The 14,373-nt window shown below is 45.1% G+C and carries 11 protein-coding genes; 7 read left to right on the forward strand and 4 right to left on the reverse strand.

What is annotated here, in order from left to right:
* The first annotated feature begins 43 nt into the window (after positions 1–43).
* The 6 genes from G6R27_RS03900 to G6R27_RS03925 all read left to right on the forward strand — a co-directional run bounded on the left by G6R27_RS03900 (position 44) and on the right by G6R27_RS03925 (position 5,613).
* Positions 44–1,483, forward strand: a complete 1,440-nt coding sequence (locus G6R27_RS03900) for an amino acid permease (RefSeq protein ID WP_213819772.1) — start codon at positions 44–46, stop codon at positions 1,481–1,483.
* 196 nt (positions 1,484–1,679) lie between these two features.
* The gene (locus G6R27_RS03905) at positions 1,680–2,105 is read left to right on the forward strand and encodes a DUF2712 domain-containing protein (RefSeq protein ID WP_213819773.1); all 426 of its coding nucleotides are present in this window, start codon (positions 1,680–1,682) and stop codon (positions 2,103–2,105) included.
* Between the two features lie 70 nt (positions 2,106–2,175).
* Entirely contained in the window at positions 2,176–2,922 is a 747-nt protein-coding gene (locus G6R27_RS03910; protein WP_213819774.1) for a hypothetical protein, read from the forward strand.
* Between the two features lie 874 nt (positions 2,923–3,796).
* Positions 3,797–4,240, forward strand: a complete 444-nt coding sequence (locus G6R27_RS03915; RefSeq protein ID WP_213819775.1) for a hypothetical protein — start codon at positions 3,797–3,799, stop codon at positions 4,238–4,240.
* Positions 4,233–4,865 carry an ABC transporter ATP-binding protein gene (locus G6R27_RS03920; protein WP_213819776.1) on the forward strand — a complete coding sequence of 211 codons (633 nt, stop codon included), beginning with the start codon at positions 4,233–4,235 and terminating at the stop codon, positions 4,863–4,865. The genes G6R27_RS03915 and G6R27_RS03920 overlap by 8 nt, the downstream gene beginning before the upstream one ends.
* Positions 4,855–5,613 (forward strand): hypothetical protein, encoded by a 759-nt coding sequence (locus G6R27_RS03925; protein ID WP_213819777.1) that lies wholly within the window; start codon positions 4,855–4,857, stop codon positions 5,611–5,613. Before G6R27_RS03920 ends, G6R27_RS03925 begins: the two co-directional genes overlap by 11 nt.
* Positions 5,614–5,810: 197 nt before the next feature.
* Here the strand turns inward: G6R27_RS03925 and G6R27_RS03930 are convergent, their stop codons facing one another.
* The 4 genes from G6R27_RS03930 to G6R27_RS03945 form a co-directional block, all read right to left on the reverse strand.
* Positions 5,811–7,835 carry an ABC transporter permease gene (locus G6R27_RS03930; protein ID WP_213819778.1) on the reverse strand — a complete coding sequence of 675 codons (2,025 nt, stop codon included), beginning with the start codon at positions 7,833–7,835 and terminating at the stop codon, positions 5,811–5,813.
* A gap of 1 nt (position 7,836) precedes the next feature.
* Positions 7,837–8,592, reverse strand: coding sequence for an ABC transporter ATP-binding protein (locus G6R27_RS03935; protein ID WP_213819779.1), 756 nt, complete (start codon positions 8,590–8,592; stop codon positions 7,837–7,839).
* A 98-nt stretch (positions 8,593–8,690) separates the two neighbouring features.
* Positions 8,691–9,686, reverse strand: coding sequence for a sensor histidine kinase (locus G6R27_RS03940; protein WP_213819780.1), 996 nt, complete (start codon positions 9,684–9,686; stop codon positions 8,691–8,693).
* On the reverse strand, positions 9,679–10,359 hold the full coding sequence (locus G6R27_RS03945; protein ID WP_213819781.1) for a response regulator transcription factor: 681 nt from the start codon (positions 10,357–10,359) through the stop codon (positions 9,679–9,681). The genes G6R27_RS03940 and G6R27_RS03945 overlap by 8 nt, the downstream gene beginning before the upstream one ends.
* Positions 10,360–10,740: 381 nt before the next feature.
* Here G6R27_RS03945 and rpoB point away from each other — a divergent pair, with 381 nt between their 5' ends.
* Complete coding sequence (gene rpoB / locus G6R27_RS03950) at positions 10,741–14,370, forward strand: DNA-directed RNA polymerase subunit beta (RefSeq protein WP_213819782.1); 3,630 nt, start codon at positions 10,741–10,743, stop codon at positions 14,368–14,370.
* Positions 14,371–14,373 lie beyond the last annotated feature (3 nt).

The following is a 14,373-nucleotide window of genomic DNA, read 5'->3' on the forward strand; positions in this document are numbered from 1 at the left end:
GTCGGTTTTTTGCTTGTTAATAACAAACGGGAGGTTTTTGCCCATGGCAGAAACAGATGCAAATTCAATGAAACAACAGCTGAAGACGCGGCACGTGTCGATGATTGCACTTGGTGGCTCGATTGGAACGGGGCTCTTCTTGACCTCCGGCTCATCGGTTGCTCAAGCGGGACCATTCGGGGCCATCGCTGCCTACATCGCGATCGGCATCATGGTCTACTTCTTGATGACCTCGCTGGGTGAAATGGCGACCTTTGCGCCGACGTCTGGTTCCTTTGCTGAATACGGAAACCGTTTCGTCGACCCTGCCTTTGGCTTTGCTTTAGGTTGGAACTACTGGTTCAACTGGGCAATCACTTTGGCGGTTGACACGGTAACAGTCGGGCTGGTCGCGCAATTTTGGCTGCCTCAGGTGCCATCCTGGATTTTCTCGGCCATCGCCTTGACCCTGATCTTCTTAATCAACCTTTTCTCCGTCAAAACCTTCGGTGAAACGGAGTTTTGGTTGTCTTTGATCAAGGTCGTGACGATTTCCTTCTTCCTCTTCATCGGCGTTTTGGCCATCTTTGGTATCATTCACTCCGATGTCGACGTGATGAAGAACCTGAACGTTGGCCAACACGGCTTTGTTGGCGGTTGGCAGGGCGTCCTGTCCGTCTTTGTTGTCGCTGGGTTCTCTTTTCAAGGAACCGAGCTGATCGGAATCACGGCTGGGGAGGCGAAAGATCCAAGCAAGTCCGTGCCAAAGGCCATCCACTCGGTCTTCTGGCGCATCTTGCTCTTCTACATCGGGGCCATCTTCGTGATTTCGGCTCTGGTCTACTACCAAGATCCACGCCTGATGTCATCGGCTGATTCTGGCAACGTGATGATGTCGCCATTCACGATTGTATTCAAGAATGCCGGCATTGCCTTTGCGGCTTCTCTGATGAACGCGGTCATTTTGACCTCCGTTCTTTCAGCGGCTAACTCCGGGACTTATGCCTCAACCCGTACGCTTTACTCCCTTGCTCAAAAGGGGCAGGCGCCCAAAATTTTCGGTCGCCTGACGAAAAACGGCGTCCCACTGGCTTCCTTGCTCTTGACCATGGCCGTCGGCCTGGTCGCCTTCACCTCTGAAATGAAGGGTGGCAACGTCGTCTACGGTTGGCTGGTTTCCGCCTCTGGTTTGACCGGCTTCCTGGCCTGGATGGGGATCGCCATTTCCCACCTGCGTTTCCGTCGGGCCTATGTTGCCCAAGGTAACAAGGTCGAAGACTTGATCTATAAGGCCAAGTGGTTCCCAGCCGGACCAATCATCGCTTTGGTGATGTCTTTGGCGGTCATCTGCTTGCAGGATCCGCAGTCCTTTGCTAACTGGCAGTGGGACAAGATTGCCGTGACCTACCTGTCCGTGCCGATCTTTGTCATCCCATACCTGGGCTACAAGATCATCAAAAAGACCAAGGTCGTCCCACTCAAAGAAGTGGATTTGAAAGATTAATGAATACAAAAACCGGGCGCTACCTAGTGTAGCGTCCGGTTTTAATTTGTTTAACGTTTAAGCGCTTGTTACTTAACTTTAATTTTTCGTAACATTCGATCGATAGTTAATTGGATTTTAATTTGAATCAATTTAAACAAGATGATAAAGTGAATTTTGTTGTTTAGTATCACACAAAGTATTTTAGGGAGAGAATATGAACATTAAAAAGACGATTGCTTCACTTGTATTTATCGGTGCATTATTTTTTAGTATTAGCACACCAACTTATGCTTCCGGTTTTTGGGAAGGGTATTGGTTTACGCTTCGTGGCGGTCAAGATGAGTCGATGACCAGTGCACATTATCGCTCTACATCATCTTCTTCTAATCCTTGGGGGTTGGGAGTTTACCAATCAGATGAAGGAAATGGATCGTACTATACGGCATACTTATTAGGCCAAAAGAACGCTGCAGCAGCATCTCCAGAAGCGACCGCTTATACAGGACCGGCTTATCCGTACGTTTATACTGGAACTTATTGGAATGCAAACAAAACAAATGTACGGATGGTGATGTTTAATCCAGAATGGACTTGGAATACGCCACGTGTAACGGGCTCCTGGAATCACCAAGTTTGGTAAATTTTAAATGTTAAAGTATAGCATCCAAAGAATTCTTCATACGAAACGATTCTGGATTGTCCTAATAGTGATGTCTGCGATCACGATAATTGATGCTATCGAACATGTCATCATATTAGGTGGTATTTCGTTAGCAAAGGTGTTTTGGTTAAATACTTTTATGGCCAGCAGCGTTGCTGGACCTTACGGGCATTTGTTGACAACATTCTTGCTTGGTTTGTTCCCAGTATGGTTGCTACTAGGCGTTGGATTTGTCGTCTCAACCGATTTTCGAAGTGGGCAATCTTATAATTTGGTAAGTCGAGTTGGTATCCCTACTTACATTAAATCGAATTATTATGCTGCAGCAATTTGTGGAGTTTTGCTTTACGTAATTCCTCTTATATTGAATTTGATTTTTGTAATAGTAATTCAATTTATAAATGTAAGGAAATCGGATTGCCGTATGGGCATGCTACAAGATCGTAGTCGCATACCAGATTTAGAAAAATATCATTTTTTGTGGTGGCAATTAGAAAATCCAGTACTTACATTTTTCATTTATTTGGTGCTTTTTCTTATAGTTGTCGTTTTAGTTTCTATGTTATTAGTATCTTTGACTCTAATTTTAAATCAATTTTTTCAAGTTTTGACAGTTGTAGTCCTGGCTTCGGTGCTTTTAGGTAGTCAACTGTTCAATATTGGAAGTTTACTGCAGACCTTTGCTTACTTACAGTACGCCAGCGATTGGATTCAAAGTTGGGTAATATTCATTGTAGCCCTGATTGGCTTTAATGTTGCTATTTACTATTGGCAGCGCAAAGGAGAGTTGCAGTGATACGTGAACGGAAATTTATAATATCTACTGCAGCTTTATTTCTCATTCTGTCTTTGTTTTATTTGATAAGTATTCATTGGGCAGTTGTTAGTTACAATGACTGGACTGAGTATGAAGTAGTCTATGGTAGTTATTTTCAACTATGGACTTGGCAATCGTTGCTGACAATTCTTGGAGGCCTTTATTGGATTGTAAACTATAAGTTATCAATTCAGAAATTGATTCGAAGTAATGAAAATGAAACTTTTCCAAATGTAGTAATACATAGAACCAGGCAGATTATTATATGCTATTGTTCTTTGTTTTATTTGGTTCCATACTTTAGATTGTTTTTTTTACATCCAACGGTAGAGGAGTTTTGTCAGTTTTCTTCAGTTTGGAGTTGCCAGGTTATATTGTATGCCTTAACGATGATTATAATGATCTACACTGTAATGATTGTATACAGTTACAAGCCGATGAACATTGTGTTTATTTTTTGTTCGGTCATGGTTATATTTACAGTTCTACTGCATGTTTGGCCATTTGAAAGTTCGATTTTTTCTGATGTTCAAGTTACTGGCTATATTCGAGCAATACCTATTCAGCGCTTAATTTCAAAGACTGTTTATAGTGCTATTCTCATGTTTGTTATCATTCAGTATTTACAACATTTTTTAAAGAAATTAATTAGGAGATGGGAATGGTTCGGATGAGCTGGAAGAACTTATTCACGATTTTTATAGTGATGATTCTTCTTTTTCAGATGCTCATTTATGGAAACGGAACTACAAGTTCGATAATTTATTTTGGAAACTATTTTTCCAAACCTATCATAATTAAAATAACTTACTTTGGATTACTCTTATGCCCATTTACAATTTGCATTGGAGTAATGGAAGTTTGGCAAAGTGGATATTACTTAAATCGTTTGATCCGAGCGGAAAATGTTGGCACTTTGATAACGAAAACATATCTAAAAATCTTAACGCAAATCATGACCCCAATTTTCATTCTTGATTTAGGGGAACAGTTAATTATGGGTGGCTTTTTATATCTCCAAATCATTAGCTTGATTTCAATCTATAGTTTGTTATTGGGAATGTTTTTGATAGTAGATTTTCGATTTGGGTCTACTGTGGCTATTTTAATGGTTTCTCTGTATCTTTTAGTTGCTGTATTTTCGCCGTTTGAATGGCGTGTATTGGGCGCATTTGTTTTTAGAGAAACAGATGAAATGTGGTCTTTAGCTGCAATTTTAATTATTACAGTTATAGAACTATGTTGGTTAAAAGAAATTATAAAACGTAAAGACTTTTTTGGAGAAGAATATGATTGAAGTAGAAAACGCTGTTAAAACCATTGGGAAAAAGAATGTATTAAAGGGTATAAATCTGAAATTTGACAGTGGTAAGGTGTATGGCTTAAAAGGACGAAATGGCGCGGGGAAAACAATGCTTTTACGAGCGGTTGCTGGTCTGATTCATTTGGATCGTGGCCAGGTTTCAATCGATGGGCAAATACTTCATCGTGATATTGATTTCCCAAAAGATCTGGGGCTTTTGATTGAAAGTAATAATGTCTTGCCGGATTTTACACTTAGAAAAAATCTACAGATGCTTGCAAAGATTAAAAAAGTGGCAACAGATGAAATGATTGATGAGGCGATTAGGAGAGTTGGGTTAGAACCAGGTGATCGACGGAAAGTCCGTGAGTATTCATTGGGAATGAAACAACGTGCTGCCATTGCTCAGGCTATTTTTGAACGACCAAGAGTCATTTTACTAGATGAACCAACTAATGCCATTGATATCGAGGGTGTTAAGTCGATTAGAGAGCTTTTTGAAGAGGAAAAAAAGCGTGGTGCAACGATTTTGATGGCGAGCCACAATCCTGAAGATCTGAGTCTTTTAGCAGATGAAGTTATTGAGATGTCAGAAGGGAGTGTAGCGAATGCGGAATAGCAAAACAATTACGCGGCTCATTTTTATAAGCATCGTTGTTGTACTTTTTGGTGCTTTGCTTACTAACTATATCGGAAAGCAAATGAGTAAAAGTTCAGCAAAACGCTACGTGCCTCAAGGTGGTAAGGCTCCTGGAAAAATCAGTACGAAAAACAATCCAGCTAAGGAGTTCGCGTTAACTGGTCCTTCTACAAAAAAGAATGTCAAAGAATTAGGTTTTAAATCAGGGTTCTACGATATTCACTTGGAAGGTGGAAATTCGCAGTATTGGGATGGTGCTAGCTCTGTTAAAGATGAGTATGGTCATTTACTAACTGACTATGAACCAATGAATCTGGAAAAAGGTAAGAAGCTCACTTTCACACCGGCAAAGTTTTCCCCATTAAGTAGGCAGGGGGAGAGTTATGTGATTACGAATCCTGGGACATACTTACCAGAAACTCAAATTCCAACTGGACAATATAGAGTGACTTATGAAGGGAAGCTGACACCTCAATCAGCGACTCCGAATTCTAAGGCTGGATCGATGTTGATGGTGAACTTACTAACCTATGATCAGCAAACGATTCCAGAGTCATCGGAGAGTGACCATTATAATGTCACACTTTATAAAGGTGATGCGGGTCGCGATGCACCAGCTGACGGGTTGCTTTCGATTGAAAAAGACCGTTTGGTGCATGTAACCATGTCGTTTGTTTCTGATCCACAAGTGAAGATTATTTTGACGCCGGTCAATGGGGCTGAGTAATCTGAAAAAGAGATTCTGATAAAATTCAGAGTCTCTTTTTTCAAATTCTTTATTACCCCTTTTCCGAAAATTCCAAGTCAACAAGGTCAAAGACCTGAACTTGGGTTCGATGTCGTCCCACTCAAAGAAGTGGATTTGAAAGATTAATGAATACAAAAACCGGGCGCTACCTAGTGTAGCGTCCGGTTTTGATTTGCTTAACGTTGCAGCTCCGTGACTTGCTTAAAGTAAGTGCGGGAGGTGATCTTGTAAATGGCGAAGTAGATGACGATCATCAGTAGAATCGTGATGGCCATAATCCAGTAAACTGCCACGCTCATTGGCACCGCGAAGGCGAGCAAGAGTTTTTGAATCATTGGGAAGGCGAAACCGAGGTGGGCAATCGAGACCACGATTGGTAGGCCGAAAAGCCAAACAATCTGCGAACGAATCGTTTTCTTGATTTCGTTTTTGGACATGCCGACCTTCTGAAGAATGTCGAACTGATCGCGATCGGCCTTTCCTTCTGAGATTTGCTTGTAGTAAATCATCAGCCCCGTGGCCAAAATGAAGGACAGGGAGAAGAGGATGCCGATGAAGAAGAACCCACCGTAGAGGGCGTTGGACATCTTCAAGACTATCGATTTATCCTGAACTGAAATAATCGATTTGTTGTAAGGAGTAGCGCTGTTTTTGTTCTGTAAGTCACCGAAGAATTGGTCCTTTTGGTCGTCGTTGGCGTCGGTGTCAAAAAGGATTTGGCGGGTGGTCCAAGAAGCCATGTGTTCGTCAACTAGGTCGCTTGCCTTTGAATCAAAGTAGGTTGAGGCCAGCTCTTGGTAGTCAGCGTCGTTAGCCGTCACGATAATGATTTCAGGATAGACACTGTTCGTTCCATCTGGGTAGTTCTTGATGGAAGACAACTTATCCTTGATTTGGTAGCGTTGCTTGCCATCGGAAAGGCTGCTTTTGTGAGCTAGTTGCTTGGCGTCTTTGCTGTCGCCACCCTTTTGGTAAACCAGGATCTCGTGATCGGAAAGGTTGGCCTTTTGCTTGGTCAGTTTTTCGTAGTCACTTTTCTTCATCAGCGTTCCCTGATGAACACCTTCATTATCTGATTGCGGAACAGGAATAAACTGTCCCTTTTCGTTGAACTTAGCATAGAAGGGGACGGACGTATCGAAATCGTATTCATTCGTTATCGAGATACCGTCTTTTTTTGCGCTGCCTTGAATGGATTGGAAGCTGGGGTGATTACTTGCTGAACTCTGAGTGGAGCTAACAATTGTCGTCCTTGGGAAAAGGTTGTTCACGAGGCTGCTTTTTCCAAAGAACATGGAAGCAGTCGTCAAGGCCACCACCAAGGTCATGGTCGAGAGCAAGGTGATGGAAGCTAATCCGACTGCATTTTGCTTCATTCGAAAGAGCATGTTGGAGACGGTGATGAAGTGCTTGCTTTGGTAGTAGTAGCTATCCTTCTTCTGCAGTGCTTTTAGAACCAAGGTCGAGGCTGCCATGAAGAGCAGGTAGGTCGCGATGATGATCAAAAGGGCCGCGACAAAGAACTGCTTGATGGCCTTAACGGGTGTTGGCACTGTCAAAGACAGGCCGTAACCAATAACCAAAGCGGTCAAACCGAGCAAGAAGAGCAGCCAACGATTCTTTGGCTGGTTAGCGGCCTTCTTTTCGGACTTCATCAAGTCCAAGGTCTTGGTCCGGTAAACTGCCACACCGTCAACAATCGTCAAGACGAAGAAGATGGCGGTGAAAATGGCTACCGTGAAGAGCAGGGCGGGGATGGAGAAGTCCAGTTTGAATGAGGCGCCGTTGATTAATTTGATCAAGAGCAGAATCATCAACTTGGCGAAAACAAAGCCGGAAACCAGGCCAATCAAGAGGCTGGCTACAAAGGAAATTCCTTGTTGGATGAAGGAAATCTTGAGCAGATCCTTCTTCTTTAAGCCGAGAATGCTATAGAGTCCGAACTCCTTTTGCTTGCCTTTTCGCAAAAAGGAGTAGGAGTAGATCATAATGACAACGGACAGCAAGCCGATGACCACCTGGCCTAGGACCAAAAGGAGGCGGACAATGTCAGCCATCATCAGACTTTTAACGCCCGGTGCGTCAATCAACAACTGCATCAAGAAGTTTAAGGCGATGGCGGTGGAGGCCGCTAGCAAGAAAGGTAGGTAGCTTTCCCGATTTTTGCGAAGCGAATCGAAAGCGAGTTTGAAATGAAACATCTTAAGCTTGCCCTCCCAGCATGTTGGTCATCGCATCGTTGATGGCAACCAACATTTCCTGTTCGGATTTGTCACCGCGGTAGAGCTGGTGGAAGACGGTTCCGTCCTTAATAAAGAGGACACGGCCAGCGTGCGATGCGGAAAGAGAAGAGTGGGTCACCATCAGAATCGTCTGGCCGGCTTCGTGGCAGTCACCAAAGACGTTTAGAATATCTTCGGCATTCTTGGAATCCAAAGCCCCGGTTGGCTCGTCACAGAGCAACAACTCTGGTTTGGTAATCAAGGCGCGACCGATGGCCACGCGTTGCTGCTGTCCTCCGGACAATTCGTAGGGGTATTTGTTCAGCAAATCGGCGATCCCCAACTGCTTGGCCAAGACGTCCAACTTTTCTTCCTTGCCCTTGGTATTTTTGGCCAAGACCAATGGTAAGTAGATGTTGTCTTTAACCGAAAGCGTGTCCAGCAAATTAAAGTCCTGGAAAACGAAGCCCAAGTGGTCTCGTCGGTATTCGGCCAAGTTCTTGTCCTTCAATGAAGCGAGTTCGTCGCCGTTCAAAAGAATGTGACCAGCCGTTGGCTTGTCTAAAGTGGCGATACAGTTCAGCAAGGTCGACTTACCGGAACCGGACTCGCCCATGATGGCAATGAATTCGCCTTCATCGACTTGGAAGTCGACGTCCTTTAAGGCCTGAACCTTCTGCGTGGAACGCTTGGATTTGTATTCTTTTTTGAGATGATTTACGGATAATAGTGCCATGTTTTTGGCTCCTTTATTGATTGATGACTCTAGCTTAACGTAAAAAGGACGGCGCCCGTGCTTACAGGCCGGGCCGCCATCCTTACAAAGTTGTTAGCTTACTGTAAATGCTGTTGTCGGCAGTCAATGGTCACCGTCGTTCCGACGCCAACGGTCGATTCGATCTGGATAGGGTGACCCAGCCGGTCCAGAATTTCTTTGACCAAATAAAGGCCAAGTCCGGAGGCGTTATCTTCCACTCGGCCATTGAAACCGGTGTAACCTTGATTGAAGACCTGGGGTAGATCAGCGGCATCGATGCCGATTCCGCTGTCTTTGATGACGATCTGCTGATCCTTGGTGCAGGCAATCTGCAACCCACCTTCTTTGGTGTACTTAATGGCGTTAAAAATTACTTGCTCCAGGGCAAAACGGAGCCATTTGCTATCGGAAACCATGGTGAAGTCGGCGTCTTCAATCTGCAAAGACAAGTCCTTTTCGATGAAGAAGACCTTGTATTCTTTGACGACTTTTAAGACAAGCTTTCGGGCAGACAGCGGCTGCAGCTCGAGGTCAGCGTTCATGTCTTGCAGCCGGATGAAGGATAGGAGCATGTCCAGATACTGGTTGATCAAAAAGAGCTGTTCTTTGGTCTGCTTGACGTTGATTGTTTCGGTCTGGTTCATCAGATCCAAGACGGATAGGGGCACTTTAATTTGATGGACCCAAAGGGCGTAGTAGTCTTCTAACTTTTGCTTCTCTTCGAAATTGGCTTCGGCCAATTTTTTGTTTTGCTCAGCAAGCTTTTCGAGTAATTCAGCCAAGAGTGTTTCCTGACTGCTTTGAGCCAAGCCGGCCTCGAGCTCGTCTACTTCCTTTTCGGCAAGGGCAGCTTTGGCCAAACGACGCTTTTTGCACCAGCGAACCGCCACAATCAAGGTGATGATTAGCAGCAGATAGCATTGGGGGATGAGCAAGGTCGACAAAAGGGTCTCGTCTTGATCCTGTAGGATGGTCACCCAGAACTCGAGGACTACCGTTAGCAAAAAGAAACAGTATAGGTAGAAATAGTCTTTTAAAAAGGCAAGGGCCTCCTTCAGAAAATGCTTAATCATGAAGAACCAGCCCTTCTCCCTTAATGGTCTGCAGGTGTTGGTCGAAGGCGATGGACTTGGTCTTGGTGCGAATTCGGTTGACCATAACCGAAAGGGTGTTGCGGTCAACAAAGAGATCGTCGTCCCACAGTTCACTCATTAACTCTTCTTTGGAAACGACCTGGCCGGCGTTTTCAAAGAGTGGGAAGAGCAGTTTGGTTTCGTTTTTGCTTAGTGAGACTTGCTCCTTGCCAAAGGCCAGGCTGTTATCCAAAATGTTTAGGGCAAAGCCGGCAAAGGAAAGGGTGGCCGAATTGATGCCGCCTTGTGCTTCGGTTCGTTTAAGCAACGCTTGGATTTTGACAATTAGCAAATCCAAATTAAAGGGCTTGGTCATGTAGTCGTCTGCCCCGAGGTTCATCGCCATAATTTGGTCGGCATCTTCGGTCCGTGAAGACAGGAAAATGATGGGCAGATCAGAGGATTTGCGAATGGCCTGCGTCCAATAGAAGCCGTTAAAGAAGGGCAGGTTCACGTCCATCAAGACAAGATCTGGCGCAAAGGCCGCCACTTCGGTAGCAACCTGGTGGAAGTCCTGGCAGGATGCAGTGGAAAAACCCCAACCGGTGAGGCCCTTTTCCAAAAGGTCGACGATTTCTTGATTGTCTTCAACGATGAAAAGACGCTTGTCCATGGGCTTTCCTTTCTACATATATAAAGGTGGAGAAACTATGGTTATTTTACCACAGGGAGTGTTTTAGAAAATCTTATTAAAAGTTAGAATTTTTGAGCCAATCATCTATTACCCTTTTCCCACAAATTTGTCAAGAATTTTCCTTGTATTTTTCGAAAAGACTCGTATAATAGTACTTAGTAACACTGTAAATAAATATGGCGACTGGTGATCTATTGTCCATCAGCGCCCTCATAGCAGGCAAGGTCCGCGCTTTTTAAAGTTGCGAGACTTGCTTTTTTTGTGCCTTTCGACGCAAAAATGAGGGCTTTTTCGTTAATTTTTCCAAAAAATTTTATATTTATTTTGCATGAACAGTGAATTTTAGATGAGGTGATAAGTGTGGCAGGACATTTAGTAAAATACGGTAAATATCGTACCCGTCGGTCTTATTCGAAGATTAAGGAAGTCCTTGATCTCCCTAATTTGATCGAAGTGCAAACAGCATCTTATAAGTGGTTCCTTGATGAAGGAATCAAAGAGATGTTTAACGATATCATGCCAATTGAGGACTTCCAAGGCAATCTGTCGTTGGAGTACGTTGACTACCAATTGATGGAGCCAAAGTACAACATCGATGAAGCCCGTGAGCATGATGCAAACTACTCAGCACCGTTGCACGTGACGTTGCGCTTGACGAACAAGGAAACTGGTGAAATCAAGTCGCAAGACGTCTTCTTTGGTGATTTCCCATTGATGACGGAGCAAGGTACTTTCATTATTAATGGTGCCGAACGAGTTATCGTTTCACAACTTGTGCGCTCACCTGGTATCTATTACAACCAGGAAGCGGACAAGAACGGTCGCCCACACTTTGGTACGACGGTGATCCCAAACCGTGGTGCTTGGTTGGAATATGAAACGGATGCCAAGGGAATTGCCAACGTTCGAATCGATCGGACGCGTAAGCTCTTGATGACGGAATTGGTTCGCGCCCTCGGGTTCGGTTCAGATTCTGACATCTTGGACATTTTCTCTGACCAATACGACGCCTTGAACATGACGTTGGAAAAGGACGTTCACAAGAACATGTCCGATTCCCGTGTTGAAGAATCATTGAAGGACATCTACGAACGTTTGCGTCCAGGCGAACCAAAGACGGCCGACTCATCTCGTGCCCTTTTGGTTGCCCGCTTCTTCGATCCAAAGCGTTACGATTTGGCACCCGTTGGTCGCTATAAGATCAACAAGAAGTTGTCACTCAAAAACCGTTTGTTGAACCAGACTTTGGCCGAAACGTTGGCTGATCCTGACTCTGGTGAAATCATCGCGGAAAAGGGAACGGTTGTCGACAAGGCTGTGATGGCCAAGTTGGCCCCATTCTTGGACAACCCTGACTTCAAGACGGTGACCTACACGCCATCTGGCGATGCGGTTTTGCAAGACGAAGTGGTGTTGCAAAAGATCAAGATTGAATCACCTGAAAACCCAGACAAGACCTTGCTCTTGATTGGTAACGGTCACTTGCCAGAATCCGAACACAACGTTCGGCCAGCCGACATTATCGCTGGTATGAACTACTTCATGAACTTGCAAGAAGGCGTTGGCCAAGTTGATGATATCGATCACTTGGGTAACCGTCGGATTCGTTCCGTTGGTGAATTGTTGCAAAACCAATTCCGAATTGGTTTGACTCGTATGGAACGTGTCGTTCGTGAACGCATGTCCATCCAAGATGCCGCAACGGTTACGCCACAACAATTGATCAACATCCGTCCGGTTGTTGCCTCAATTAAGGAATTCTTCGGTTCATCACAGCTGTCACAGTTCATGGATCAGACGAACCCACTTGGCGAAATGAACCACAAGCGTCGTCTGTCAGCCCTTGGACCTGGTGGTTTGACGCGTGACCGTGCCGGCGTTGAAGTTCGAGACGTTCACTACACGCACTACGGCCGTATTGACCCAATCGAAACGCCCGAAGGTCCTAACATTGGTTTGATTAACTCTTTGGCCACTTACGGTCGCATCAACAAGTATGGCTTCATCGAAACGCCATACCGTCGTGTTGATTGGGGAACCCACAAGGTTACCGAAAAGATCGATTACTTGACGGCCGATGAAGAAGATAACTACATCGTCGCTCAGGCCAACACGGAATTGAACGATGACGGTTCCTTCATTCACAAGACAGCCATGGCCCGTTATGGTGAAGAAAACATCGAAACGCCAGTTGAAAAGATTGACTACGTCGACGTTTCGCCAAAGCAGGTTGTTTCGGTTGGAACGTCTGTTATTCCTTTCTTGGAAAACGATGATTCCAACCGTGCTTTGATGGGTGCCAACATGCAGCGTCAGGCCGTTCCTTTGCTCGACCCACACGCCCCAATTGTTGGTACTGGTGTTGAATACAAGGCTGCCCACGATTCCGGTGCCGCTGTGATCTCAACGGCTGCAGGTGAAGTCGAATACGTGGATGCAACGCAAATCCGTGTTCGTCGTGAAGACGGTCAGTTGGATACTTATGAGTTGATGAAGTTCCGCCGTTCGAACGGTGGTAAAAACTATAACCAAAAGCCAATCGTCAAAGTCGGTGAACAAATCGACGAAGACCAAATCTTGGCCGATGGTCCATCAATGGAAAAGGGTGAATTGGCCCTTGGACAAAACCCAGTTATTGCCTTCATGACTTGGCATGGCTACAACTTCGAAGATGCCATCGTGTTGAACGAACGTTTGGTCCGTGAAGACGTTTATACGTCAATTCACATCGAAGAATATGATTCAGAGGCTCGCGATACGAAGCTTGGCCCTGAAGAAATCACCCGCGAAATTCCAAACACTGGAGAAGAACAACTCCGTGATTTGGACGAAAACGGCATCATCCGTGTCGGTGCAGAAGTCAAGGATGGCGACATCCTGGTTGGTAAGGTCACGCCTAAGGGTGTCACTGATCTGTCAGCCGAAGAACGATTGTTGCACGCCATCTTCGGTGAAAAGGCTCGCGAAGTTCGCGATACATCATTGAAGGTACCGCACGGTGGTGGCGGAGTTGTGCAATCCGTTCGCGTCTTCACGCCTGAAAACGGGGACGAATTGGCTCCTGGCGTGAACCAAATGGTTCGTGTCTACATCGCACAGAAGCGTAAGATCCAAGTCGGTGATAAGATGGCCGGTCGTCACGGAAACAAGGGTACTGTTTCAGTCGTTGTTCCCGAAGAAGATATGCCATACTTGCCAGATGGAACGCCAATTGATATCTGTTTGTCACCCATGGGTGTGCCATCTCGTATGAACATCGGACAGGTTTTGGAATTGCACTTGGGTTATGCCGCTAAGAAGCTTGGCATCCACGTGGCTTCTCCTGTCTTTGATGGTGCAACCGATGACGAAATCGAAGATGCTTTGGCCGAAGCTGGTTTGCCAGCCGATGGTAAGTCCGTTGTCTATGACGGACAAACTGGTGAAGCCTTCGATAAGCGTGTTGCGGTTGGTGTGATGCACTACTTGAAGTTGGCCCACATGGTCGACGACAAGATCCACGCCCGTTCAATCGGACCTTACTCACTGGTTACGCAACAACCACTTGGTGGAAAAGCGCAGTTCGGTGGACAGCGTTTCGGAGAAATGGAAGTTTGGGCACTGGAAGCTTATGGTGCCGCTTACACCTTGCAAGAAATCTTGACGTACAAGTCAGATGACGTTGCCGGTCGTGTGAAGGTTTATGAATCAATCATCAAGGGTGATGCCATTCCTAAGCCAGGTGTTCCAGAGTCATTCCGTGTTTTGGTCAAGGAATTACAAGCGCTTGGACTTGACATGCGTGTCTTGAACCAAGAAGGCGAAGCGGTTCAATTGAAGCAAATGGACGAAGACGATTCTGTCTTGCCTGTTGACGCTTTGGAAAAGTTGGCGCGCACGAACCCTGACTTGCTTAACCGCGAAGACGACGAAGTAAAGGTTGCCTTTGATAAGGTAGATGGTCAAGAAGTGACCCAAGAACAAAGCACCTTGAGCGATGAAGAAAAATAATTT

Origin of the sequence: Fructobacillus papyriferae (genome assembly GCF_018437225.1) — a bacterium.
In the GTDB taxonomy this organism is placed as follows: Bacteria; Bacillota; Bacilli; order Lactobacillales; family Lactobacillaceae; genus Fructobacillus; species Fructobacillus papyriferae.

What these genes read in the sequence shown, in the direction of transcription:
- G6R27_RS03910 (WP_213819774.1), top strand. Translation starts at nt 2,176, where the DNA reads ATGTCTGCGATCACGATAATTGATGCTATCGAACATGTCATCATATTA.
- G6R27_RS03905 (WP_213819773.1), top strand. Translation starts at nt 1,680, where the DNA reads ATGAACATTAAAAAGACGATTGCTTCACTTGTATTTATCGGTGCATTA.
- G6R27_RS03930 (WP_213819778.1), bottom strand. Translation starts at nt 7,835, where the DNA reads ATGTTTCATTTCAAACTCGCTTTCGATTCGCTTCGCAAAAATCGGGAA.
- G6R27_RS03915 (WP_213819775.1), top strand. Translation starts at nt 3,797, where the DNA reads ATGGAAGTTTGGCAAAGTGGATATTACTTAAATCGTTTGATCCGAGCG.
- G6R27_RS03935 (WP_213819779.1), bottom strand. Translation starts at nt 8,592, where the DNA reads ATGGCACTATTATCCGTAAATCATCTCAAAAAAGAATACAAATCCAAG.
- G6R27_RS03900 (WP_213819772.1), top strand. Translation starts at nt 44, where the DNA reads ATGGCAGAAACAGATGCAAATTCAATGAAACAACAGCTGAAGACGCGG.
- G6R27_RS03925 (WP_213819777.1), top strand. Translation starts at nt 4,855, where the DNA reads ATGCGGAATAGCAAAACAATTACGCGGCTCATTTTTATAAGCATCGTT.
- G6R27_RS03940 (WP_213819780.1), bottom strand. Translation starts at nt 9,686, where the DNA reads ATGATTAAGCATTTTCTGAAGGAGGCCCTTGCCTTTTTAAAAGACTAT.
- G6R27_RS03920 (WP_213819776.1), top strand. Translation starts at nt 4,233, where the DNA reads ATGATTGAAGTAGAAAACGCTGTTAAAACCATTGGGAAAAAGAATGTA.
- G6R27_RS03945 (WP_213819781.1), bottom strand. Translation starts at nt 10,359, where the DNA reads ATGGACAAGCGTCTTTTCATCGTTGAAGACAATCAAGAAATCGTCGAC.